We start from the raw sequence: 23964 nt of genomic DNA, 5'->3' as shown, positions 1-23964 counted from the left end.
GTACCCGATCTGGGTACAGGCGCCGATTTTTTGCTTGATTAACGTTCGCGAAATGCTTCGCGTGCTTTGAAGACAGGCTTGAGCAGATAGTCGAGGATGGTTTTTTCACCCGTACGGATTTCCACCGAAGCGACCATGCCTGGAATGATTGGAAGATCTTTGCCTCCTGCTTGCAATACGCTTTTGTCGGTCAAGATTTGCACTCGATAATAGGTATCGTCCGGTCGGCCAGCAGCGGCTTTCTGATCGTCTTTCAGGGTGTCAGGACTGATGTGCTCCACTTTGCCGGTGAGGCCGCCGTAGATTGCGTAGTCATAAGCGGTGATCTTTACGGTGGCCGGAAGTCCGGGGTGCAAAAATGCAACGTCGGAAGGGCGAATCTTCCCCTCGACCAAAAGTTGATCTTCCAGCGGCACGATCTCGAGGATGTGCTCCCCTGGTTGGATCACCCCACCTATCGTGCTTACCCGCACATTTTTTACTGTACCTCGTACGGGTGCAATTATCGTGGTGCGCTCGACCACGTCGGCGCGGCCCACCAGGTTTTCGCTCGTCTGCGATAGCTCCATTTCAAGTTTGGCAAGCTCGGAGTTTGCATCAGATTTGTACCGGTTATAGCGCTCGACAATTTGCGATTTGATGTCGTTGGCCTGTCGGCGCATTCGCAGTAGTTCCACTTCTGAAAGCAAGCCCTTTGCAGCCAGAGGCTCAGAAAAGCTGATCTCTTTGGCAGAAAGTGAATAGCTGCGCTCCAGCGAGGCGACACTTTCTGTCAGTGCGTGTTTGCGTGCGTTGTAGGCCTTGATCTCCTGTTCGACAACTGCCGGGTCTTGGCGCACTTGCTCATCGAATTCCAACGGCTGCTGGTAGGCTTCGGCACGCAGTCGGGTAATTGCGGCCTTAAGGGCAATTACCTTGCTTAATGCTTCGCGATAGCTGGCCTTGGCGCGCGTTGGATCGATCTTCAAGAGCACCTGGCCAGCGTCCACCACATCGCCCTCACGTACCGACAGGTCTGCCAGAATGCCACCTTCAAGGCTCTGGATGACTTGTTCGCGGCTTTTGGAAATGACCTTTGCCTCACCTTGGGTAATTTCCTCCACCGGGGCGAAATATGCCCAAGTCAGTCCCACGACGAGTACTAGAAAAATCATATAGAGGACCAGTCGTGAACCAGGGGTTGTCTGGGCCAGTAGCGATTCCTGTACGTCGTTCATGAATGCGGCGTCCGAAGAGGATATCTCTGCGTTACGACGATCTTTGTTCATCCAGCCAAACATCACTGGGCCTCCTGTGGCGATTGTTGGGTTGCCTGCACGACTGCCAAGTCAGGCGTGTGAATCGGAATCGGGCGTTTGTCTGCGGTTGTGGCAGGTTTCTCTTGCTTGGAGCCAGGGTTCCCGGAGAGGGCGGCCAAAATGGTGTCTTTGGGTCCGTCGGCAACAATTTTTCCGCCATCGACCACGATAATTCGCTGTACCAAGCTCAGAACTGACGCGCGATGGGTGACCATTACGAGTGTCTGGCCTTCAGTAGAGCGCTTCAGATGCTCCAGGAATACCGATTCTGTCTGGGTATCCATTGAGCTGGTCGGCTCGTCCATGAGCAATAATTTTGGGCGTGCCAACAGCGTGCGTGCCAGGGAGATCAGTTGGCGTTGACCGCCGGAAACCCCATCACCCATTTCGCCGATGGGTAGGTTGATGCCGCGCGGGTGTGCGGCTGCTATGTGGTCCAGGCCAGTCAGTCGCAATACACGCAGCAATTCTTCGGCGCTGGCCTCGGGTCTGCCAATCATGATGTTTTCGCGCAAGGTGCCGTAGAACAGGCGCGCATCCTGCGTCACGTAGCCCACGACCTTGCGCCAGTCTGCGGGATCGATCTGGTTGACATCCAGGCCATCGCTGAACATTTGGCCTTTCACGGGTTGATACAGGCGTGACATGACGCGTAGCAGGGTCGACTTACCACTCCCGATACGGCCCAGAATCGCCACACGTTCACCGGGGGAGATGGACAGGTTGATATCTTCCAGCACCGGCGGGTTTGGCTGCGTGGGTGGAGCCGGGTAAGAGAATCCAATGCTCTTGAGGGACAATTGCCCGCTTAAGGATGGGTTTGGCAGGTAGTCCTGCTGGACATCGCGATCAACCGGCAGTGCCATGAGCCTGTTCAGCGAGGTAAGGGCGGCCTTGGCTTGCTGAAAGCGAACGGCTAGACCCATCACTTGACCCAATGGAGTGGTAGTGCGGCCTGCAAGCATAACGGTCGCGATCAATGCGCCCATGGTCAGGTCACCTGAGCTGATGAGGTAAACACCAGCGATAACCAGGGCTACGGTCTGCAGCTGTTGCAGGAAGGCAACCGCACCCGTGGCGGCGCTCGATAGCCGGCGCGATTTCATCGAAGAGCTTGCTTGCAAAGCACTGAAGTGCTGCCAGCGGCGTTGCATATGCGCCTGTCCATCAGTTGCCTTGAGTACTTCCAGACCTTCTACAGACTCCACAAGAACGCCTTGCTTGAGAGAGGACTCGCGCAGGTTCTCCTGCATGGTGCGAGCCAGTGGCCATTGAATGCAGATGGAGATGATCAGGATCAGTGGCAGCACGAGTAGGGTGATCCACCCGAGCGGCCCGCCAATGACGAAGATGACACCAAGGAACATGAGCACAAAGGGCAAGTCGGAAATGGTTGCCAGGGTCGCAGAGGTAGCGAAGTCGCGTACTGATTCAAACTCGCGCAACTGGTTTGCAAAGCTGCCCGATGAGGCCGGCTTATGTTCCATCTGTACCGATAGCGCCTGGCGAAACAGCATTGAACCAAGCACTAGATCCGCCTTCTTCGCCGCTACATCAAGCAGGTGAGCACGGACGAAGCGAATCAGCGCCTCGAAGACCATTGCTACGGCTACACCTATACCGAGCGACCATAATGTGACGAAGGCCTGGTTGGGGACCACGCGGTCATACACGTTCATGGTGAAGAAGATGCTGGCGAGTGCGAGGACGTTGGCCAGGATCGCAGCAATAGCTGCGCTGCGGTAATAACGGCGGTAGCGCCAAAGGGTGCTGAAAAGCCAGTGCCCCGTGGGTGCAGGCAAGGTTTCGCCTGCCCGATTGTCAGGCTTGGCGCGCGGTTTGACGAGAATTGCGTAGCCAGCGTAAAGCTCATCCATCTCCTGTTGCGTGAGCTTGACTGGCTCATCGGAAACCTCAGGGAGAATGACGGAATAAACCGACTGTGACTTGCCGTCAGAGTCCTTCTCCTGATTCCGGGAGAGCAGGATGCAGCCGGCCATGCCTTTACGCAGCAGGATCATTGGCATCACCTGCAAGGGCAGGTTTCGCGAATTCCTCTTGATCAAGCCACCGGTCATTCCAATGTTTTCCAATGCGCTTAGCGCAAGTGATGGCGTAAGCACGCCACCGCGTGGCAGACCGGCAACGAGTGCTTCAGGGCTTTTACCCAGGCCATAGTGGTTGCAAATCCAGGAAACGCTTTGCAATAGCGTGTCATCGACGTTGGTTTGTTCCTTGGCGAGCGCGATGGCTTCATCGCCAGGCTTAAGTGCAGTTGCAGCCTTCATGACTGTTTCCTCTGAGGTTCCCCGTCGCTTGGGGCTGGCTAGAAGTCTGGCGGCGTGCCACCTGGCCGACTTGGTAAATGTATTGGCGAAATTTTGAAGATCGAAGCGGGGCGGGAGAACAAGAGTTGTCCTAAAACATTGCGCATGCGCATGGGTAGGAGGCGCGCAAGTACAGACGGGGCTTTTGGGACAAGTCTTGTTCAGTGAAAGGGGGTGGCGCCACAAAATGGCTCAACAGGGGCTTCGGGGCCAAAGTGCGCAACCGAGGCCATCCCGCACACGGTTGCCTGGTGTCCAGGCTGAACCGGTTTTGCTTTCACTGTGCTATGCCAAGTTCCACTTCTTCCTAGCGGGAAGAGGTTTAGAGGTCATGTATGAGTTATTTCCAGCGAAACAGTACGCTTAATGAAGGCGTTGCGGCCAGGAGGCCGTTTTGTATCTTTCCGACGATTGCCTTTGCTTTTTTGGGACTGTTTAGCTCAAAGGTTTTTGCAGAAGAAGGCTTGCTGCAATTTGAGAGGGTTAACCCAGGCGCTGTGAACTCGCGCCAAACGCTCGCAGCATCAGGGTCGAGCTCCGAACGGGTTACCCAGTCGTCCGCGAACAAGGTGCCAAACGTATCTGAGGCATCCGGGAAGGCTGTGTATTCGGTATCGGCGCTGGAGTATGGGCGTGGAGCGGTAAATCCCTCAGGTCAAGTGATGACACATTCAGAGGAAGAGTTGCGAGGGGTATTCTTACGCGCAGTGGAGGCTGCAGCTGAGCGCAGTCCTACAGTAAAGCGTGCGTTGGCTGAGCAATCCGCAGCTCAAGCCGATATCGATGAGGCAAAAGGGCAGCGGCTGCCGCAGGTTGATATTGGTACGCGCAGTAAGTCGGTTGAGTTCGGCTCCGGAAGCGGTGGCAGCTCCAATGGGCAATCGTTCAGTGTTGACGTTATTACACCCTTGTTCGACTGGGGGCGTATACGCAAGACCATTGAAAGCCGGTCTTACCTGGCAGGTGCAGCTGGATCTGCTCTTGAGGCTGAACTGGAGGCGTCGGCATTCGATGTGACATCGAATTTGGTCGAGCTTGGCAAGCAGCGCATCGTAGTCACCATCAGCCAGAAATACGTTGATCGGATGGCTGAGTTGGTAAAGATGTTGCGGGGGATAGTTGCAGTCGATACGGGGCGGGTCAGCGAGCTGACCCAGGCGCGTGCCCGGTTGTTGCAGGCGGAGGCAACACGTAGCACGGCAGAGTCAAAAGTGCGCGATATCGAGATCAATTTGCGCAAGATGATCGGTGAAAGGCCTTTGCCGCCCGTTCCAGGCTCTTCCTACTGGCAGTTGCGCTTGCCTGAACTCGACTGGTTGCTGGCTGAAGCGGTAAGCCATCCAGTGGTCAAGCAATCCGAGGCTGAGGCGAAGTCCGCTGACCTGCAAGCGGAGGTGGTGCGTTCGGCGTCCTTGCCTCAATTGAATTGGGTCGTCGGTAAATCTACGGGTGAGGATGCGTTTGGGCGCGAGCCCGCTTGGCAGACCAACCTGAGCATGTCCTGGAGTGCGTTCAAGGGCGGGTCCAGTCGTGCAGCCGAGCGCGCGGCGCGCCAGCGTGCCGAGGCTACCCGGCAGGGGACTGAGCAACAGCTTTTGGACCTTGAATACCGTATCCGTACTGCGAATCACGATGCACGGACACTCATCGAGCGGGCTGAGCTCTATCGCGGGCTTTCACAGGAATCCAACAAGGTCCGCGAGGCTTTTTATGATCAGTGGTATCACCTGGGGCGGCGGACCTTGTTGGATGTTTTGATCTCTGAGAGTGATCACTACAACAACCAGGTCAGTGAAGTTACCAATCGCTTCGACGGGTACGCGGCAATCATTCGCCAATACGCCAGCGCGGGTGCGATCATGCGTTGGCTTAGTGTTAGTGAGCGCTGAGTAAGGTGGTTCCGGGGACATTTCGGGGTGAGAGAGGCATTGTGTGTGTTTGAACTGCGTTTTCTAGTGCTGGAGGATCATGCCTTTCAATGTGAGCTTGCGGTCAGGGCTCTACAGCGAATCGGATTCTGCCACGTGTTGCGGGCGGCCGATGGGGGCGAGGCTTTATCGTTGCTGCATCGGCATGGGGCGGTGGATGTCGCGCTCTGCGATCTGCGCATGATTGGTATGGACGGGCTTATGTTTCTTCGCAAGGCGGGAGAGGCTGGGTTGGTTCGTGCTGTCGTTATCGTCAGTGACCTGGAGCCAGGCCTTCGTAGAGTGGTCGAGCGCATTCTTGTTCTGCAGGGTCTCCAGTTGCTGGGCAGTATCGAAAAGCCGATCAGGTTCCGGCCGCTCAAGCGCATCCTCGACAAGTACCTTGCGTTGTCAGGGGTATCCATCCGGCATTCGCCATTGCATATGGCTCAACCGTCCGAGGCTGAAGTGAAGATGGGGTTCGAGCGTCAAGAGTTTCGGGCAAGATTCCAGCCGAAAGTGCAGTTGCAGACGGGAGAGAGTGTCGGAGCTGAGGTGTTTGTGCGGTGGGTGCGTGATGGCGGTAGTGTGCTGGCGCCCAGTGTTTTTTTGCCGGTGATTGAGCGCTGCGGTCTACTCGATGCCATGTTCGCTGAATTGCTGGATCAGGGTTTGGCTACACAGAAGTTGGTCCAGTCCCGCGGGCGTCATTTTCACTTGGCATTTAATCTCAATGCCTCTCAGATGCTTGATCCTGAGCTTGCGAGCACTATTCGACTTGGTTTGCAGCGTCACGAACTGTCAGCTCATGGTCTGACCTTCGAGATGACGGAGAGCTCGTTGATCGCAGCGTCGGCCGTCAGTCTCGAAAATATGGTTCGCTTTAGGATGATGGGCTGCGGGTTGTCCGTCGATGATTTTGGGGTGGCGTTTTCCTCCCCGGGGCATTTGTGTCATATGCCTTTCAGTGAGATCAAGCTGGACGCCGGTTTGATTCGTAACATGGTGCAGGAAAACCGCTATAGAACTGTAATCAACAGTGCTCTCAAGCTTGCTCGCGATCTTGATATGTCGGTAGTGGCCAAGGGTATAGAGACCGAGGAGCAACTGAACTGTCTCAGGGCTATGGGGTGTGAGATTGGTCAGGGATATTACTTCGCACGTCCCATGAGTAGCGTTGAGCTGGTCACCTGGCTTTTCGATAAGGGGCAGTCGGTCCGCTGGCAAACTTAAGAGTCAACTGTTGTGCAGTGCTGAATTTCCTGTCGTTTTCAAGGCCTGATTTCATGCTTGGTTATTCGTGATCTAGTGTCGCATACGTTTTTTGAGTCGCCTACCGAGGGCGATTGTTCCCGTGCCCTCGTTTCTTTGCCCTGGCCCTGTGCCAGGGTTTTTTTATCGGTGCGCGGCATCTGTCATCTCGCGCTCTTTCACCTCCAGGTCCCGAGCGATTTTTGAGACAGGTCCTATATCTGGTGCTCGGGCTGCATGTCGATAATTTTTATTGCGTCAAGGATCGCCCAGGACAGGGCGTACGCCTCAACTCATACGTCGACAAGAATTGGGTCGACGCCATTAACATGCAAAGGTGAAAGGTGTGGAAGCAATGAGCATCAGTGTTTCCGTAGTTGACGGTAATGCGATCACGTCAACCCAGGACTTGTCGAAAGTTAGCAAGGGTAAACCAGGTCGTATCAAGGCCATCAAGGACGGCAAATACATTCTTCGGAGGGTGAGAATGGGTTTGCTCCAGAGAATGTCACGGTAAAGCGTGTTGGCAACAACTTGCATGTTGCGCTGGAAGGCACAGATCCAGATGAGCCAGAACTGATCATCGAAGATTTTTTTGAGCATGGAGGTCAGATGGTGGGAATGTCCGAGGACTCTACCTACTATGGATATGTTGCTGTCGATGGCGATCACGATAGCCAAGTCGCTTTTCTGATTGACGGTGTGTCTTCTGCTCAGGCGTTGGGTTCTAACGCACTTACAGGTTTCGGTGCTGGCCTGGTGATGTCGGCAGGCGGGATTCTTCCTACGTGCGGGCTTGGGCTCGGTGCCTTGGGCGCGTTGGGCGCCGGCGCTGTTTTTGGCGGCAGCGGTGGAGGTGGCGGAGGTGGGAGCAGCAACGAGGCGATTGTGCCGCCCGCGAGCGATCTTGATCCGGATGTATTGCCGCTGAGCAAGCCGATCCTCGCCACCATCATTGACGACATCGGTGCAATCCAGGGTGCAATCACCAATGGTGGTTCGACCGACGACAACACTCCAACCCTGTCGGGTAAGGTGGGCCAGGCAGCACCGTGCATATCTAGGACAGCGGTGATCTGGTGGTCAGCGTAGTGGTGGACGAGAATGGCAACTGAAGCTTCACCCCGGACGTAGCGCTGGCCGAAGGCGAGCACAGCTTCACCTTGGTTAGCGAAGACAAGGCCGGCAACAAATCTGAGCCTTCGGTTGGTTACGTGGTCATCGTCGACAGGTTCGCCCCGGAAAAACCGAGCATGGGTGGTGTTAGCGACGAGCAGGGCCCGGTTGCAAGTGGTGAACGCACCGACGACACCCAGCCGACCCTTAGCGGCGAACGTAATCCAGGTGACACCGTGACCATCATCGACAATGGCAATGTCATTGGTGAAGTGCAGATCGGTGAAGACGGCAAGTGGGAATTCACCCCTGAAGCACCGCTGGCCGAGGGCGAGCACGTGTTCGAAGTGGTCATCACTGACCCGGCGGGTAACGCGTCGGAGCCATCGGATGAGTATGTGCTCATCGTCGATACTACGCCGCCAGGCAAGCCAGGCATTGAGTCGGTATTCGACGACCAGGGTAGCAAGCAAAGCAATCTGCTCGCCGGTGATACCACCGATGACGCCAAGCCGACCCTCGGCGGCAAGGCTGAAGCTAACAGCGAAGTGGTGATTTTCGATAACGGTGTCGAGATCGGTCGTGCGCCGGTGGATGCTGCCGGCAACTTGAGCTTCACCCCGGACGTAGCACTGGCCGAAGGCGAGCATAGCTTTACCGTGGTCAATGAAGACAAAGCCGGCAACGCCTCCGAGCCATCGGATGAGTATGTGGTCATCATCGACACTACAGCCCCGATCAAGCCTGGCATCGATGCGGTCACCGACGATGTCGGCGACCTGCAAGGTCCGGTCGGCGATGGCGGTTCGACCGACGACACCGCCCCGACCCTGACAGGTAGGGGGGGCAGGCAGCACCATACATATCTCCGACAATGCTGGCTTGTTGGGCAGTGTAGAGGTGGATAGCAATGGAAACTGGAGCTTCGTCCCGGACGTAGCGCTGACTGTAGGCGAGCACAGCTTCACCGTGGTCAGCGAAGACCGGGCTGGCAACAGGTCTGCGCCTTCCGATGCTTATGTGGTGATCGTCACCACCTCGGCAGCTACCAAACCAAGCATCGAGTCGGTCTATGACGACCAGGGTGCGCAGAAAGGCAAGCTGATCTCCGGCGATACCACTGATGACAACCGACCGACTCTCAGCGGCAAGGCTGAAGCGGGCAGTACGGTGGTCGTCGAGGACAAGGGCTTCGAGATTGGTCGTGTCACGGCGTCTGGTTCAGGCGACTGGAGCTTCATACCAGAGACGCCATTGGCTGATGGCGAACACAGTTTCAGCGCAGTCGTCGTGAGCCGGGGTGGTGAACGCAGCCCGGTATCCGACCCGATTGATCTGGTTATCAAAACCGGCCCGACCCAGGTCGCCTACCTGTCGCATATGGGCAAGGATCGGGACATGACGGTAACGATTTCATCACCAATAACGGTCCTACGGGCGACTGCTGCAAGGCGTGCTGAGTGCTGAGTTGACGCCTGGACTGAAACTTCAGGTTTCCCATGACGGCGGAAAAACCTGGTTTGATGCCTTGGTCGCCGGCACCAGCTGGGTCATACAGGATCGCAGTGCTCATATCTCCTGTAGTTGGGTGATCCAGACTAGGGTAGTCGATCAGTTCGGTGCTTCTGGTACCGTCACTCAGCAAGCTGTGCTGCTTGACGTCATGGTGCCGCGTGCACTGGCCTCGATAGAGTTGATGGATACCCACTTACAGGTGGGGTTCGATCCGTCCCATGTCAGGGTGGGGGAGCGTATTGCCGTGGTCGCTGACAATGGTGCGCATCGCTTCGAATATACGCTGACTCAGGAAGACGTCGCTGCCGGCTTCGCCAAGTTGGAGGTAGGTTCGATCGGTTCCGTCAGCGCTGCGGTCGTCACCCAGGGCGGTAATGTGTCCGACTTTGTCACTATTGGCCAAGCTCCGGTTGGGGCCACTACTGTTCAGACCGGAGAAATCACCGAGGTCTATGGGCTACGCCGTGACGATCTGTTCTCCGTTCATGATGTCAGCGTACTGGGCCAGATCGACCGGATCGACGGCAACCGCGGCGTAGACGCCCTGAACCTGCTTGGTGCCGATCAGTTCTTGAACTTGTCGTCCGTGATAGCGCGCCTGAGTTCGATCGAGGTCATCGACCTCACCGGTACCGGCGACAACACCGTGAAGGTCTCCCTGGGCGATGTGCTCGAGTTGGGTAACCATCGTGCGTTCAACACCGATGACTGCACGCGGCTCGCGGTGAAGGGGAACGTTGGTGACGTGGTGTTGCTCAACGACCTGCTGCCTAACGGCATGGATGTCGGCGACTGGGAGGCGCTTGGCCAACTGACGGCTTCGGGCATTGTCTACGAGGTTTACCAACACACCGCGTTGGACGCGCAGTTACTGGTGCAGGACGGGGTCATGGTGCAACTCCAATAACGCGCTCAGTGATCATCCGGCTTCAGCCACGGCGATTCGCCGTGGCCTTGCGCGAGGTTGGTAGTCATTACCACCTGCTTCGCGGCGGATCAGCACGCTTTTATTAATTCTTCCTTTTGGGGCTGCTCTGCAGCCCTTTTTTTGTCTCTTTCCGGGCGTTCGTAAACGCAACTTTTTCCAAACTTAAAGCGCCTTTGGGACTAATCCTATGTTTCATTCAGTGGATGAGAGTCACACTAATGGCTGTGCGGGGCGCTCGCTTCTTGGCAGCCAAAGTCTGTGCAGAGTGAATAAAAGATAAATGTAACTCGGTCAGGCGAGCGCTCCCGCGTCGTCTGGGAGATCTGCCAGCGAATCAGGCTTAGAGCTGGGATTTCGCTGTGGAATGGCGTAAGGCAGGCCGTCGGTTTTGTCTTGCACTTGATATTGTTGTTCTAACTTTGGTCATTTCAAATGAAATTCGCCTTTCTCAATAAGCAAAATATGCTGTACTTCTTTCCGTTCGATGAGCAGGAAAGTTCAAGTTTGACCGTTCCTGCAGTTGAAAGTGGACGCTATATCTTTACCGAACAACAGAATGCGCTTCTTGGCGCAGGTGATCTATTACCGGGCAGCCGGCAATCCTGCAAGTAGTCCGGCTTACGTTTACCTTGACCAGGAGTTCGTGACCGCGTTGCTACCAGGTGGCTATACATCCTTGTGCACTCGATCTGGTGTCCACACGATGGGAGCCTACCTTGACGAGGCCCCCCCTTTATCCAGGAAAGAATGAAGATCTTTACATCACCACGTTAAAAGGCGGGATGACGTACTATCTAAAAGTTCGGGATCAGGGGGGGGGGACTCTGCCGCTCGTGGTTGGTAAAAGCACCGCGGAGTCGAAACTGGCCAACGGGCGTTTGCAAATCCACCTGCAGTCCAGGGCTTCGCAAATCGAGAATTGTCGTCACTATGGCTTTATCGAGTCACTTGCCGCCGTAGATAAGATCTATGTGCTTGACATTGATCAGCTGTTTGCCGAACGCAACGGTTCAATGCAAATGAATATTGCCGTTCTCACCTATCCGTTGGACGATGAAGCTTCCAGCCAGCTATTGGGGCAAAACGCGGGCTAATAACCTGCGGTAAGCGCAGATCGACCAGCATTCCCCCTCAAGCATTGTTGAACGGTACATCGCTGGCCTGGCTACGCTGGTCTTTGGCCTTTTTGGGGATTGTTGCCAGCGTCGTTGGGTGGGGCTGGCGTCAGTTGGCATGAACCAGTTTGCTAGTGTCTGCTTGGTGTTCCAAATAGGCAATTGCATTCAATTTCACGCGAATCCACGGCTTTGAACTAGACTCCTAAGATCGGGGGACCGCGACGACACTGTCTGACGCTGGTCTCTGGTTTTCATGTTCAGGTGATGCGGGCGTGCCGGCGTGTGAGCGGGGCAGGGGGGGCCACGTATTCCTGTGTGTTGTATTGCCGTGGCTAGCGTTTACAGCAGCATGGAGAAAAAACATTTGAAATGGTCCGTAGTGACACCTTTGCGCATCGCTGTGCTGGATGATCATTCATTAATTCAATTGGCAATCAAGTCGCGCCTTTCTCGTGAGGCCGACCTCAACGTTGTGGGTGCCTATAGCAATAGTCGGGACCTGCTTGACGCCTTGCAGAATATGGAAATAGACCTTTTGATCCTCGATTATGTACTGGGCAACGACGAGCTTGATGGCTTGAATTTGCTCCGTCTGATTCGGCGACGCTTTCCAGGCATGTTTATCCTCATTTCCTCCTCGGCTGAAAAACCATCGGTAGTCAATTTGACCTTGAATGCAGGGGCCAATGGCTTTTTTGGCAAGTCGGAGGACGTGGAGGGGCTGGTCGACGCTATTCGTAAAGTCGCCGGAGGTGAAACGTATATTTCACCAATGTTGGCTTACGAGCTCGGGAGAGACCCCAATGCCGTTCGGGAGACGCTAGCAAGGGATGATGTTATCGGTGGTGATGTCCTGCTGAGCGATCCGATTCTTTCACCCAAGGAGCAGGAAGTGCTTCGCTGCTGCCTGGAGGGTATGTCGGTGTCGCAGATAGCGCGCAAATTTTCCAGAAGCATGAAGACGATAAGCGGTCAAAAACAGGCCGCTTTCCGCAAGCTAGGTGTTCGCACTGATGCTGAATTATTTAAGCTCGAGCAAAGCCTCAAAGGATTTTGAGGGGGCTCTATTGAGTATCCAAGATGTCTTTTCAGTTGCTGCGTTGCCTACAGTGTTTTACGTGTTCTCTTTTTTTATTTTCTCTGTCTGTTTTTCAGTCTGTGCAGGCCTCTGCGCCATTTGAAGATTCGGTCGATCTCAAGCTGATTGACCGTTCGAGCGTGGAAGAGAGAACGGTGGAGTTGTCCAGTGAAGACTGGAAATGGGTGCGTAACAAACGGGAACTGGTATTGGGTGTGGCTCCTCCAAACTTTTTTCCGTTGGAGATTATCTCCAGTGGCAGTTACTACGAAGGGGTGACAGCCGATGTGCTGGGTATTATCGGTAGGCTGCTGCATATTGAGGTTCGCGTTGTTCAATTCAGGGATCGCTCGGCCGCGTTGAGCGCCCTTGAGATGGACTTGATAGATATTGTAGGCAGTGCGAATGATTACGAACTGGCTACGTACAGGGTTCAACTGACTCAAAAATACATCGATGATCAGCCGGTACTCTATGTGCGAAAGGCGGAGGTGCGCGCTATACCTTCTCGGCTCAACGGCATGCACATCGCGATGGCTGAAGATTATTTGCCGGTTGGACAGCTTAAAGCGCTTTATCCTAGTGCACAGTTCGTGACCTATGCGTCTCGAGAGAAAGCCCTGGCAGCATTGGCATTTGGAAATGCCGATATGTATTTGGGTGACATGGTCTCAAGCAACTACCATGTAAATCTTAACTACTTCAACTATGTGCGAATGCACGCTGCATTGGATATTCCTACCGGTGGTTTTGCGTTTGCCGTTCGTTCAGATGCGAATCGTCTGGATAAAGTTCTCAACACCACCCTGAAACTAGTTCGTGATGTGTATTCGGCGGAGATTCTCAAGCGTTGGTCGGGTGGCGGGGCATCGATCATATCTTCCAAAGTGGAGCTGTCTCCCTCGGAGCAGCGCTGGATCACTCGACATCCGCTGGTTCGGTATGTCGTGACACGCGACACCGCACCTTTGTCGTACTTCGATACAGAAGGCCGCTTCAGTGGCGTCAGCGCCGATTTGCTGAAGGCAATCTCTGTGCGGACTGGGCTTACTTTCAAACCTGTGCTGGCGGATGAGTTGAGTGACCATGTCAACTTTATCGAAAAGGGTGAAGCTGATCTGGCCACACTGGTTCCGACCGTTGGGCGAGAAATGGCGATGCGCTTCACCCGGCCGCAAGTGTTTACGTCCTACGCGATCATTACGTTAAATGCTCCGGGTCAACCAATTAGCTTGGAGGAGTTGAAACACAAGCGTATTGCCTTGCCGCTTAATCATGCGCTTCGAGAATTGATGCAGCCGTCATCTGATTTTAATTTCGTAGAGGCTGCGACATTACTAGATGCGATGGATATGGTTGTCAATGGAGAGGCGGATGCCACGGCCGCCTTTTTGCCAGTTGCTCAGTACTACACGATGACGCTGCACGATGGTAACTTGAAAATTTCCAATATTATTGAAGATATCCCCGCGTCTTTGGCATTTGCGATGCGAAAGGGCGATACGGAACTGGCCTCTATCCTAGACAAGGCATTGTTGCAGATATCTCCTAATGAAATCGACATGTTTCAAAATCGTTGGCGTCCAAAGGTCGATGTGTCGAAAGCGTCTTGGTGGGATTATCGTGGGCTTATCTACAAGATCGGTGGTGCAGCTTTTGCCTTTATCTTGCTGTCGTTTGCCTGGAATTTCTATATCCGCTCTCAGTACAAGCTTCGCCAGCAAGCCGAAACTGCACTGAACGATCAACTGAACTTCATGAACGCATTGATTAATGGAACGCCGCACCCGATTTATGTGCGAGATCGGGCAGGGCGTATGGTTACGTGCAATTCAAATTATCTGGCGGTGTTTGGTGCGACAGCAAATGCAGTTATCGGCAAGTCGACGTTAGAGGGTTTAAAAATCAACCGCCAGGAGGCATTGCAATTTCATGATGACTATATGTCTGTCATGGAGAAAGGTGAGCCTTTGGAAATTGACCGAGAGCTGCATTTGCCAGGGAGGTTGCTGAATATTTATCACTGGATTCATCCGTATCGCGACTCACAAGGCGTGGTAAAGGGTGTGATTTGCGGATGGATCGACATTAGTGATCGGCGTCTGTTAATGGAAGAGTTGCGCACAGCGCTTGAGGCTGCGGATCAATCCAGTCGAGCCAAGACCATATTCCTGGCGACGATGAGCCATGAAATCCGCACGCCGATGAGTGCGGTGATCGGAATGCTGGAGCTGGCGATGAGGCACGCCGATGAGGGCCGTTTGGACAGGCCTGCGATAGAGATAGCCTACGATTCCGCTCGGGGGCTGTTGGAATTGATCGGGGACATTCTTGATGTGGTGCGTATTGAGTCCGGTCATATCAGCCTCAGTCCGAAACGGGCCAACTTGCGCGAGCTGGTGGAGTCTGTCGCGCGTGTGTTCGACGGCTTGGCACGTCAGAAGGCATTGACGCTAAGCTTGCACATTGACTCCAGCGTAAACTGCGACGTATTGGTGGATCCAATGCGTTTCAAGCAAATCCTTTCCAATCTGGTTGGCAATGCCATCAAATTCACTGACACCGGTGAGGTCAAGGTTACTGTCAATGGCACCCCGATTGACGATGAGCACTTGTCGGTGCAGCTTGCTGTGGAGGACTCGGGAATTGGTATCTCGGCGGAGGAACTGAGCAAGCTGTTTCAGCCGTTTGTGCAGGCCAATCACGGCCTTACTTCCAGGGGGGGGACTGGCTTGGGGCTGGCGATTTGCAAGTCGCTGTGCGAGTTGATGGGCGGCGAAGTATCTGCGCGAAGTGTGCTGGGTAAAGGCACTTGCGTTTCTCTGGCTGTGCCTTTCAGCGTGCTTCCCGCGATACCAAGGGGGGGGCAGATTCAGGAAGAGACAAGTGAGAAGGAGCTTCCAGCACTGAATATCCTAGTGATTGATGATCAGACTACCAATCGGGTGCTGCTGACCCAGCAACTGGCATACCACGGTCAGACAGTCCGGAGCGCGCAGAACGGTGAAGAGGGGCTCAGGTTATGGCGGGAGGGTAACGTCGATCTGATCTTTACTGATTGCAATATGCCTGTGATGAACGGCTACGAGATGGTGCGAGCCATTCGCCTGGAGGAAGCACATAACGCTTGGCCACGGTGCACAATCATCGGTTTCACGGCCAATGCGCAGCCCGATGAAAAGATAAAATGTCATGAAGTAGGGATGGATGATTGTTTGTTCAAGCCGGTAAGTTTGAGCGCTTTGTCGACGGTGCTTACGATTGTAGCGGGAGTGCAGGGTATCGCTCAGCCGAAGTTGGAAGGGGAAACTACGAATGTTGCTGGCGGACAAAGCATCGAAGCGATACTTCATGATTTGACGGGGGGTGATAGCGCGATGACTCAAGCGTTGATAGCTGAGGCACATAGTAGCTACACGCGTGATCTCTCAGAACTCAAGGTGCAATTACAGGGTTTTTCGCCAGACTCCTTGTCGAATCTTGCTCACCGAATCAGAGGTGCAGCGCGTATCTTGCAGGCGAATGAAATCATCGAAGCTTGTGATCATATCGAACGACTGTGCACTGAATTGCCTGTCGACCAGGTTGCCGTTCTGGCCCAGGCCGAAGTAGTGGAAGCGGAGCTTGAGCGCCTTATTGCGAAGGTGGGGGCCATTGGCGGTTAGCGTGTTTGACTTCCGTTATGTAGGAGTGAGCGTGCTCACGATGGATTCAAGAGCGCTTCGTACAGTCACGAAGTGCTTGTAATCGTTAGCATCATCGCGATCAAGCCCGCTCCCAGTTAAACTGAAACTTCAAAGTTTTACCATCTGGTTTTTGCTGTCGATCTGCTTCATTTCTACCTCGGCTTGTCGCTCCGAGAACAAGCGCCACTCGCGCTGAATAATGTCGTAAGGCACATAAACACTCAGGCTTTTGCTGTTTTTCAACGAAGGCAGCAGTGGTGCTTGTGGCAAGAAAATCCCTACTGTCATCCCAACCACGGCGCCATCGGCACCATAAACCGGCCCACCAGACATACCTTGTACTACAGGGGCGTCATTGAGGGCGTAGGGCGTGTTGTCGCCCTCGCGATTCAAGCTGACACGTGGTCCCTTGCTGGTACCAGAGCCCTTGACTGTCACAAGGAATGGACTTAACCCAACCGTTTGCAATTTCTCGCCAACAATGGTTGGGCGCCACGTCGGTACAGACCCGTCGGCATCGCGACGAATAAAAACAAGGTCACAGCCAGTACTGCACCGATGTACAACATCGGAGAGCAGCGGAATATGCGCAGCACTGACCGCGTACTGACGGTTCCACTGCACGGCACTGCCCTGAAACATGTAAGGCACAGGAATTCCGGAGCTGACCGTGAAGTAACCCGGGAATGTTTCGTCCGGAGCTGTCGGTTGAGGTATCCCATTGCAACCAACCAGTACAGAAAGCGTAAGGCCCAGTGCTGCAATTTTGATAGCTGCCATGATCCCTTCCTCTTTGTGTGGTCCTGAGCATGAGATTAGGACGAATCTCATTGAGGTGTTAGAAATTTATCGATCGATATCTGGTCCGCAGTTTTCCTTTCGTTGTTTGGTTAGGTGGATCGTTATTGGCGCTTTGCTGATCCTTTGTAGGCTCGGCTCAGCCAGTCGGTCTTTTTCGGACTGATCTCATGTCTCGTGCGGGATGAGGAATTTACTGTCTCAGACCGCCGGATTCGTTGACAGGGTGCGCGAATCCCTCTGGCTCCGCTCTGTAGTGGTGGAGTGGCAATTCCCTTCGTAGAGGAGAGCAAATATGAAAAATCCCACCTTGTCTGTTGCGGATGTGGCGGCGGCTTTGTTGAATCAGAAGCAGGCTGTGACAGGCATCGACTTCAGTGCTTGGTCGTTTAACGAGTTGGAGTCAATGCATCCCGCAACATTCATAGCGGATGTTAATAGCGCTGTGTTGGATGTCGGTGAGGGGGTGGCGAGCGATCCAGATGCTCAGCGCCTGTTGCGTGGTGTCTTAAATGTGGCATTGGTTTCACATGAAAGCCTGCGATTAGTCGTTCCTGATGCGCTGCTTGATACAGCTGAAATCGTAAAAATCTGCGAAAGCACTGTTCAGTCAGTCAGTGAAGGCGAGGGGTTGAGTGATCAGCCCGAGGTGATGAGCAATACGGGTCAGTCTGAGACCTTTAGTTCAGATACGGCAGTGCAGAGGGCGGTCTTGCCTGGGGTGGGGACGCTTGCCGCGTCGCTTGATCCTCATCCCATGCCGGAGGCGATGTCGATGGAAGTGAGTGCTGAGGATGTTCAGGGCGTGGGCGGCTTGTCTGGAGCCACTTCCGCCAGCGACCAGCTGCTCGGTTCCGAGCTAATGCCTGGTGCTCAAGTCGAGCTTGCCGATTCGACCGCGTTGAATGTATCGGTGAATGTTATTGCTAACCTCTCGCAGGGGGAGGTGCTCGAAAGTGGTGGTGAGTCGGTTTTAATGGAGGTTAATGATTTTCTTCTTTTGCCGGGGGGGAGTTCTGAAGTTTCGTTGGAACTGGAGGATCTGATAGTTGATTTCAGTGATCCGGTTGGGCAGGTATTCACTGGTGTAGAGGGTGAATGTGTTTATCAAGATGTGCATGTCGCAGCAATTGAGAAGGAGCCGCTGGATTCGGAAGGTGCGAAAGACGTGTTCTGAGGTTTCGCAAGGGCTACTGTTGCGGCTGCCTGACTTGGCATTTTTGTAGTATGAAAGGCTGTGTGGCGCTGACTACTTGTCATGCAGCCCTTTCCTGAGCGTTCTGAAGGATGGGCGCAATTGAAATACAGACGAATCTCGTAGTGACTGCTTGTCTCCCTGAATAACTTACGTGTAATTATTCGGCTTAAATAGAATTGGGGGGCGGAGTGTGGCTTTAGAAAGTGGTAATTGAGTTTGTGTCCATTTTGTCGTTTCCGAGGCTGATGCGGGACGATTTCCAGTGTTGTCAGTGTGTATGCGTGTGACCTCATTTCTAGGGATTTTTGTCACTTCAATTGTCGCAGCTATTTACGAACTCAATACTGAAGATATTACTTCAGGTCGTAAGCGGGAACTACACAGTCCGGGTTACAAGGTGTTGACCATTACATCCGAGTATTCTCTGCTTTGGGAGCGGCGGCCTGAGGGCGAGCAATTCGCCTTTGTGGGAACGTAGCAGTTCTGTATCAAGTACTAGAGAAGAGATATTCAAGCTGTAGTCGTCTGTGGGATTGTTCTTTGGGGCGTGTCGTTAAATGTCAAATATTTGGCTTTTTATGTCATGTTTTCCAATGGCTGAGAAGGGATACTCGAAGGCGGTTAAATCTTGTTCTGCGGGGGGGGGGCATGCCGACTCGCATCTCTTCCTCGTACTGCGTTTTCGTCTAGTCTCCGTGAAAACCTTTGGCATCGTTGACCGGCTCAGGCTGGAAGGCGTCGCCCAGGCGGGTTTTATCCGAACAATCCTATAGCGTTGAGGACGATAATCGAATGGCTCTATTTGGAAAAAGCACCCTTGTGATTGCATTGCTAGCGGTGGGTATTTTGTCTGCTGAAGCTGCAGAAACCAAAGTGAATAGCGATAACTTTGTGCGAGCTGAAAGCGATCTTTACTTCTCTGGAGTTGCGGCAAAATATGGGTTCGGCAAGCTTGGGCATGAGCGCGCGATGGCGCCAATCGACAATCAAACCATTATTCGACTGAATCGCGATACCTTGTACTCGGGTGGTGTGTTCGACCTTGATGCCGGGCCGGTCACTATCACGTTGCCGGATCCTGGCAAGCGTTTCCTTTCGCTCCAGGTCATCGATGAGGATCATTACACTCATGATGTGCACTACGGCGCCGGTAAGGTAACGCTCAGTCGCGAAACCATCGGTACACGTTATGGCTTTGTAGGCATTCGCATTCTTGCGAACCCGAATGATGCGGCGGATCTGGATCATGTCTACGCACTTCAGGATGGCATAAAGGTTTCGCAGGCTAGTGTCGGTCAGCTCGAGCTTCCAAAGTGGGACAAGGCAAGCCAGGATCGCACTCGCGCGATACTGTTGAAATTGGCGGCGCTACTGCCCGATACCAAGGGCATGTTTGGTTCGCGCAGCGAAGTTCAGCCAGTTCGACATTTGATTGGTGCGGCCATGGCCTGGGGCGGCAATCCTTCTCGCGATGCGTTGTATCTGAACCGAACAGTCCCAAAAAACGATGGACAGACTGTGTACCGGTTGAAAGTTGGGAAGGTGCCAGTGGACGGGTTTTGGTCGATCACCGTTTATAACGCCGACGGTTACCTCTCACCCAATAATTACAATGCCTACGCGCTCAATAATCTGACGGCCGCGCGTGATGCCGATGGCAATGTCAATGTTCAATTTGGTGGTTGCGACGGCAAAATAGCTAACTGCTTGCCCGTTCCTGCCGGGTGGAACTGGATGGTAAGGCTTTATCGGCCGAGCGCTGAAATTCTCAACGGGGCTTGGAGCTTTCCGGATGTGGAGGTAGTCAAATGAGGCGCCGCGAGCTCCTGAAACTTTCTCTGTTGGCCGCGGCTCTTCCTGCATTCTCGCTTAAAGCACAGGAGAGTCTGGACAGCCTTGCGCGCGAGGCGTTTATCTATCTCTACCCGATGGTGAAAAATTACCTGACGCTATATCAATATGCGATAGAGCTTGGCGGAACTCAGTACAAGGGCCGTATCAACACGCTTAATAGCGTTGCCCGCGTATACACCCCCGCGGATACCGGGATTATTACGCCCAACTCCGACACACCGTACTCTTTCCTGGTTATGGATCTACGCACGGAACCGCTTGTAGTCACCCTGCCGAAGATAGATGAGGGGCGCTACTATTCCATGCAGCTCGTTGATTTGTATACCCACAATGTCGGGTATCTGGGGACGCGAGAAGATGGAAATGGTGGCGGTGATTTTCTGATAGCAGGTCCTGATTGGCAGGGGGCAATTCCCAAGGGGGTCAAGCGCGTAGTGCGCATGACCACTGAGTTGGGGTTAGGGATTATTCGCACACAATTGTTTTCCTCAAATGATCTGGAGGAGGTAAAACGAATTCAGGCGGGGTACAAGGTTCAGCTGCTTTCCGCTTATGCCGCAACTCCAGCGCCTGTTTCGGCGCCTGCGGTGGTGTGGCCAGTGATTTCGGAGTTGCAAATAGTCACTGATTTTTGGCCACTTGCCGCCTTTCTGCTGCAATTCGCTCCCGCGTTGTCAGGAGATGAGGCGTTACGAGTTCAGTTTTCCAGGCTTGGCCTGCAAGCGGGCGCCCATTGGCCTTCGGCGGGCTTCGATAGCGCATTGCAAGTTGAGTCTGCAGGGGTGTCTGCGCAGCAGAAGTTGGCGGCTAACGTTCTCAAACTCAAAACGTCTGCGGGGCTGTTTGGTTCGCCCCAGGAGATGAGGGGCAGGTTTATGGAGCGCGCGATGGGGGCGATGGCCGGGATCTACGGTAACTCGGTTCAAGAGGCGTTCTACCCGACTTACCTCGTAGATTCAGATGGCAATCCACTTGATACATCGAAGAAGCGCTACGCCTTGCGATTTATCAAGGGCAACCTGCCCCCCGTAGAGGCATTCTGGTCTATCACCATGTATGACGGTGTGGCGCGACTGTTGGTGCACAACGCCTTGGATCGGTATCTGATCAACTCTTCGATGCTCCCAGAGTTTAAGGTTGATGATAACGGGGACATCGTGATTTACCTTCAGCATTCGAGTCCGGGTGAAACGCTTGAATCCAATTGGTTGCCAGCGCCCGCTGGACCGATGGGGGTGGTGATGCGTCTCTATTTGCCAAAAGCTTCTGCCCTGGATGGCCGCTGGCAGCCGCCGGTCATCGAAACCTTATCTTGAAATTAACTCCTGAGGGAAACCTTTGAATGAAGTTTGCTAGCGGTTTCCAGCTATTGGCTATTGGCTTTGCATTATCTTCGGCGTCGGTATGTGCAGATGAGGGCGAATGGCAGATCGATGTGTCTTCCTATGGTTGGTTGCCCAAGACTACCACTGGTGTGGAAACACCTTTTGGAACAGCGACATCAGAGTTGAGTGCCAGTGATGCAGTGGATTCGCTTGATGCCGCCCTCATGGGCACCGTGTCCGCCCGCAAGGGGCGATGGTCGTTGGTGGGAGACGTATTTTACATGGACCTTTCGTTTCGCGACCGCACGCCATTCGCCAGGCTGTTTTCTGACATTGACACCGGGACCTCTCTCGCTTCGGTCGCAGGGTATGGGCTTTATGAAGTTTTAAGTCTCGATCGTTTTCGTTTGGATGCGGGCTTGGGATTGCGCTGGGTTTCAAATGATGTCGATGTATCGCTTCGGGGTATTTCGCGACCCGATTATGACGTTAGCGTGCACGACAGCTGGGTTGACCCTTTGTTGGCTGTTCGCGTGAGTGCGCAATTGAGCGACCGTTGGCGTGCCGTTCTGTGGGGTGATGGAGGCGGCGGCGACATCGGTGATGCTTCACGCGAGACGTGGCAAATTACCTCTGTTGTCTCATTTAAAGTGAGTGAGCAATGGTCTGTCAGTGGTGGGTATCGCCATCTCTATATCGATCGGGAGAGCGACGGCGTTGCTTATGATCTGAAGCTTTCCGGGCCGATCTTGGGAGCTAGTTTCAGCTTTTAAGCGATGCCTGTCCAGATAGGCTTATTCGCTTCACAGTCAGTGGCGCGAGTGGTTGGCATCACTGGAAATTACAGGCGCCTCGTGCGCCCGTATTTTATTGTACTGATGTAGGTCCATCGCCATGAGGATGTGAGGGCGATGGAGTCATCGGTAATTTTGATAGTCCCTCTCCAATGCTCGCTCGTGTACATCAGGTCACCCGAATTGTGCGTACTGAGCGATGACGGCCTCTAGACACCTCCCATTCCATCTGCTTTTGCAGGTGAAATAGCTGTTCCAGACAACGGCGCTTGAATCACTAGGTGGCGCAGTCACAACAACTCGAGTTCTCGTAAGCGAACGTCATTCTCCGGATATCGTTGGCCGGGCCGCATTCCTCTTCGAAATGACCAAGGGTGCCACCACCGGCAGGTCAACTGCCGTTTATCGAGTTGCTTCTGGGACGGAGAGCCAGTGGGGGGGGCTTTGGGACAGATCCTATGTCGACAAAAAAACTGCGGAATTTAGTCTGACCGGGATTGGAAAATCTCAGTGCTCCAGGCTATTTCGGTGGAAATTTCGAGTGGGCCGCCCCCCCCCTTAGAAAGGTAACTCTGTGTGAACTTGACTAACGTAAGTATTTCTGTGGTTGATAGCGCAACTGTGACATTGACGCGAGATTTGCCGCCGCCATCCAAGAAGACTGTACGAATTCAGGCAATCAAGGGTGGCAAATATATTCTTTTCGCTGGCGAGCATGGGGCCGCACCGGAGAAGATTGTTGCCAAGCGTGTAGGTAAGGACCTGCACGTATCACTTGAGGGGGAAGACCCGGATGCTCCTCGGCGGATTATCGAGGACTTTTATGAGTTCGAAGGACAGCTCATCGGCATGTCTCAAGATTCCACCTATCACCCGTATGTGGTGGTCGACGCGGAGGGCGGACTCGAAGCTGCATTTCTGCAGGATGGCATTTCTTCGCCGCTCGCCCTGGATCGTGCAAGTCTTGCTGGATTTGAACCGCGCTCGTTGTCTGCGTCAGGCGGTCATTTTTCGACCTCGGTGCTTGGGATTGGTGCTCTGGGGTTGTTGGGTGTTGCCGCTAAGGCCGGTGGGGGCGGTGGTGGCGGCAGTGCACAAGCGCCCGTAACGCCACACCACCACCGGTTGCTCCGCCCACTCCGGACGCTGTGAATATCAGCGATACTTCCGGTAGCAACAATCAACCTATCCTGAGCGGTAGCGGTCGTCCGGGCGACACTATGCAGAACCTCGACAATGGCGTAGTGATTGGTGAGGTCGTGATTGGTGAGGGGGGCAAGTGGACCTTCACCCTCCAGCCCTGGCCGATGGTGATCACAGCCTGACCGTGGAAGTGGCGGATGCCGCTGGCAATGTGTCAACATCGGCCCGCAGATTATCGTCATCGACACCACGGCGCCGTTATCGGTAGCCACGCTCAAACACATGAACGTAAACGTCCGCTAAACTCGGCTTGCTCAAGTTAGTCAGGAAATCATCGAAACGACAGCAATTACTCGATCTCACTCACTCGCGCGCAGCGTAGTCAGTCGAGTTAGAGCCTCCTTCAAATAAACATTTGGATCATGCCCATTGAGCGGTACCAGCGGGACCAAAATCATTTTCGCCCGTATGATTCCGCAAAGAGTCAGTTCTTGACCTCCTTTACCACAATGCTGGGCGATTGCGTATTTCGTTCGGTCAGTTTCCACTGCGATCAACCCGTTATAACAATGACAATGTCAAAGGATGCACTGTTGAGTGGCTTTCGAAAATTTGTGTGTGTGTGGGG

20 protein-coding genes are annotated in these 23964 nt (G+C 53.9%); 16 read left to right on the top strand and 4 right to left on the bottom strand.

What is annotated here, in order from left to right; all coding sequences use genetic code 11:
- Positions 1-38: 38 nt before the first annotated feature.
- Together AC3WP4_RS18915 and AC3WP4_RS18910 are read right to left on the bottom strand one after the other, a co-directional pair.
- Positions 39-1280, bottom strand: coding sequence for an HlyD family type I secretion periplasmic adaptor subunit (locus AC3WP4_RS18915; RefSeq protein WP_207250605.1), 1242 nt, complete (start codon positions 1278-1280; stop codon positions 39-41).
- Positions 1280-3586: a type I secretion system permease/ATPase gene (locus tag AC3WP4_RS18910; protein ID WP_102615105.1), complete on the bottom strand. Its 2307-nt coding sequence runs from the start codon at positions 3584-3586 to the stop codon at positions 1280-1282. Before AC3WP4_RS18910 ends, AC3WP4_RS18915 begins: the two co-directional genes overlap by 1 nt.
- A 374-nt stretch (positions 3587-3960) precedes the next feature.
- On the opposite strand from AC3WP4_RS18910, the gene AC3WP4_RS18905 reads away from it, so the two are divergent.
- Together AC3WP4_RS18905 and AC3WP4_RS18900 are read left to right on the top strand one after the other, a co-directional pair.
- Positions 3961-5514 carry a TolC family protein gene (locus AC3WP4_RS18905; RefSeq protein ID WP_102615104.1) on the top strand — a complete coding sequence of 518 codons (1554 nt, stop codon included), beginning with the start codon at positions 3961-3963 and terminating at the stop codon, positions 5512-5514.
- 45 nt (positions 5515-5559) lie between these two features.
- Positions 5560-6765, top strand: coding sequence for an EAL domain-containing response regulator (locus AC3WP4_RS18900; RefSeq protein WP_102615103.1), 1206 nt, complete (start codon positions 5560-5562; stop codon positions 6763-6765).
- A 342-nt stretch (positions 6766-7107) separates the two neighbouring features.
- On the opposite strand, the gene AC3WP4_RS18895 is transcribed toward AC3WP4_RS18900, so the two are convergent.
- Entirely contained in the window at positions 7108-7464 is a 357-nt protein-coding gene (locus AC3WP4_RS18895) for a hypothetical protein (protein ID WP_146011602.1), read from the bottom strand.
- Positions 7465-7485: 21 nt separating this feature from the next.
- Here AC3WP4_RS18895 and AC3WP4_RS18890 point away from each other — a divergent pair, with 21 nt between their 5' ends.
- The 8 genes from AC3WP4_RS18890 to AC3WP4_RS18855 all read left to right on the top strand — a co-directional run bounded on the left by AC3WP4_RS18890 (position 7486) and on the right by AC3WP4_RS18855 (position 16203).
- Positions 7486-7875 (top strand): hypothetical protein, encoded by a 390-nt coding sequence (locus AC3WP4_RS18890; protein ID WP_146011601.1) that lies wholly within the window; start codon positions 7486-7488, stop codon positions 7873-7875.
- Between the two features lie 71 nt (positions 7876-7946).
- Positions 7947-8807, top strand: coding sequence for an Ig-like domain-containing protein (locus AC3WP4_RS18885; RefSeq protein WP_102615100.1), 861 nt, complete (start codon positions 7947-7949; stop codon positions 8805-8807).
- Complete coding sequence (locus AC3WP4_RS18880) at positions 8800-9366, top strand: Ig-like domain-containing protein (protein WP_102615099.1); 567 nt, start codon at positions 8800-8802, stop codon at positions 9364-9366. The genes AC3WP4_RS18885 and AC3WP4_RS18880 overlap by 8 nt, the downstream gene beginning before the upstream one ends.
- Before the next feature lies 1 nt (position 9367).
- Complete coding sequence (locus AC3WP4_RS18875) at positions 9368-10321, top strand: hypothetical protein (protein ID WP_102615098.1); 954 nt, start codon at positions 9368-9370, stop codon at positions 10319-10321.
- A 453-nt stretch (positions 10322-10774) separates the two neighbouring features.
- Positions 10775-10954: a hypothetical protein gene (locus tag AC3WP4_RS18870; RefSeq protein ID WP_146011599.1), complete on the top strand. Its 180-nt coding sequence runs from the start codon at positions 10775-10777 to the stop codon at positions 10952-10954.
- Between the two features lie 104 nt (positions 10955-11058).
- Positions 11059-11436 (top strand): hypothetical protein, encoded by a 378-nt coding sequence (locus tag AC3WP4_RS18865; protein ID WP_146011920.1) that lies wholly within the window; start codon positions 11059-11061, stop codon positions 11434-11436.
- A gap of 388 nt (positions 11437-11824) precedes the next feature.
- Positions 11825-12517, top strand: a complete 693-nt coding sequence (locus tag AC3WP4_RS18860; protein WP_102615096.1) for a response regulator — start codon at positions 11825-11827, stop codon at positions 12515-12517.
- Between the two features lie 23 nt (positions 12518-12540).
- Positions 12541-16203 carry an ATP-binding protein gene (locus AC3WP4_RS18855; RefSeq protein ID WP_102615095.1) on the top strand — a complete coding sequence of 1221 codons (3663 nt, stop codon included), beginning with the start codon at positions 12541-12543 and terminating at the stop codon, positions 16201-16203.
- 129 nt (positions 16204-16332) lie between these two features.
- Here AC3WP4_RS18855 and AC3WP4_RS18850 read toward each other — a convergent pair whose 3' ends face one another.
- Positions 16333-17004, bottom strand: coding sequence for a S1C family serine protease (locus AC3WP4_RS18850; RefSeq protein ID WP_178081744.1), 672 nt, complete (start codon positions 17002-17004; stop codon positions 16333-16335).
- 313 nt (positions 17005-17317) lie between these two features.
- On the opposite strand from AC3WP4_RS18850, the gene AC3WP4_RS18845 reads away from it, so the two are divergent.
- The 6 genes from AC3WP4_RS18845 to AC3WP4_RS18820 all read left to right on the top strand — a co-directional run bounded on the left by AC3WP4_RS18845 (position 17318) and on the right by AC3WP4_RS18820 (position 23604).
- Entirely contained in the window at positions 17318-18199 is an 882-nt protein-coding gene (locus tag AC3WP4_RS18845) for a hypothetical protein (RefSeq protein ID WP_102615094.1), read from the top strand.
- Positions 18200-19012: 813 nt separating this feature from the next.
- The gene (locus tag AC3WP4_RS18840; RefSeq protein WP_102615093.1) at positions 19013-20032 is read left to right on the top strand and encodes a DUF1214 domain-containing protein; all 1020 of its coding nucleotides are present in this window, start codon (positions 19013-19015) and stop codon (positions 20030-20032) included.
- Entirely contained in the window at positions 20029-21390 is a 1362-nt protein-coding gene (locus AC3WP4_RS18835; RefSeq protein ID WP_102615092.1) for a DUF1254 domain-containing protein, read from the top strand. The genes AC3WP4_RS18840 and AC3WP4_RS18835 overlap by 4 nt, the downstream gene beginning before the upstream one ends.
- 26 nt (positions 21391-21416) lie before the next feature.
- Complete coding sequence (locus AC3WP4_RS18830; RefSeq protein ID WP_102615091.1) at positions 21417-22172, top strand: hypothetical protein; 756 nt, start codon at positions 21417-21419, stop codon at positions 22170-22172.
- Between the two features lie 597 nt (positions 22173-22769).
- Positions 22770-23345: a hypothetical protein gene (locus AC3WP4_RS18825; protein WP_102615090.1), complete on the top strand. Its 576-nt coding sequence runs from the start codon at positions 22770-22772 to the stop codon at positions 23343-23345.
- 127 nt (positions 23346-23472) lie between these two features.
- Entirely contained in the window at positions 23473-23604 is a 132-nt protein-coding gene (locus AC3WP4_RS18820; protein WP_219732485.1) for an Ig-like domain-containing protein, read from the top strand.
- Positions 23605-23964 lie beyond the last annotated feature (360 nt).

Source organism: Pseudomonas sp. FW305-20, assembly GCF_058788075.1.
The sequence above is the reverse complement of the archived record's forward strand: the minus strand, read 5'-3'. Positions and strand labels throughout refer to the sequence as shown.

What these genes read in the sequence shown, in the direction of transcription:
- AC3WP4_RS18845 (WP_102615094.1), top strand. Translation starts at nt 17,318, where the DNA reads ATGAAAAATCCCACCTTGTCTGTTGCGGATGTGGCGGCGGCTTTGTTG.
- AC3WP4_RS18910 (WP_102615105.1), bottom strand. Translation starts at nt 3,586, where the DNA reads ATGAAGGCTGCAACTGCACTTAAGCCTGGCGATGAAGCCATCGCGCTC.
- AC3WP4_RS18830 (WP_102615091.1), top strand. Translation starts at nt 21,417, where the DNA reads ATGAAGTTTGCTAGCGGTTTCCAGCTATTGGCTATTGGCTTTGCATTA.
- AC3WP4_RS18915 (WP_207250605.1), bottom strand. Translation starts at nt 1,280, where the DNA reads ATGTTTGGCTGGATGAACAAAGATCGTCGTAACGCAGAGATATCCTCT.
- AC3WP4_RS18855 (WP_102615095.1), top strand. Translation starts at nt 12,541, where the DNA reads ATGTCTTTTCAGTTGCTGCGTTGCCTACAGTGTTTTACGTGTTCTCTT.
- AC3WP4_RS18850 (WP_178081744.1), bottom strand. Translation starts at nt 17,004, where the DNA reads ATGGCAGCTATCAAAATTGCAGCACTGGGCCTTACGCTTTCTGTACTG.
- AC3WP4_RS18905 (WP_102615104.1), top strand. Translation starts at nt 3,961, where the DNA reads ATGAGTTATTTCCAGCGAAACAGTACGCTTAATGAAGGCGTTGCGGCC.
- AC3WP4_RS18835 (WP_102615092.1), top strand. Translation starts at nt 20,029, where the DNA reads ATGAGGCGCCGCGAGCTCCTGAAACTTTCTCTGTTGGCCGCGGCTCTT.
- AC3WP4_RS18840 (WP_102615093.1), top strand. Translation starts at nt 19,013, where the DNA reads ATGGCTCTATTTGGAAAAAGCACCCTTGTGATTGCATTGCTAGCGGTG.
- AC3WP4_RS18870 (WP_146011599.1), top strand. Translation starts at nt 10,775, where the DNA reads ATGAAATTCGCCTTTCTCAATAAGCAAAATATGCTGTACTTCTTTCCG.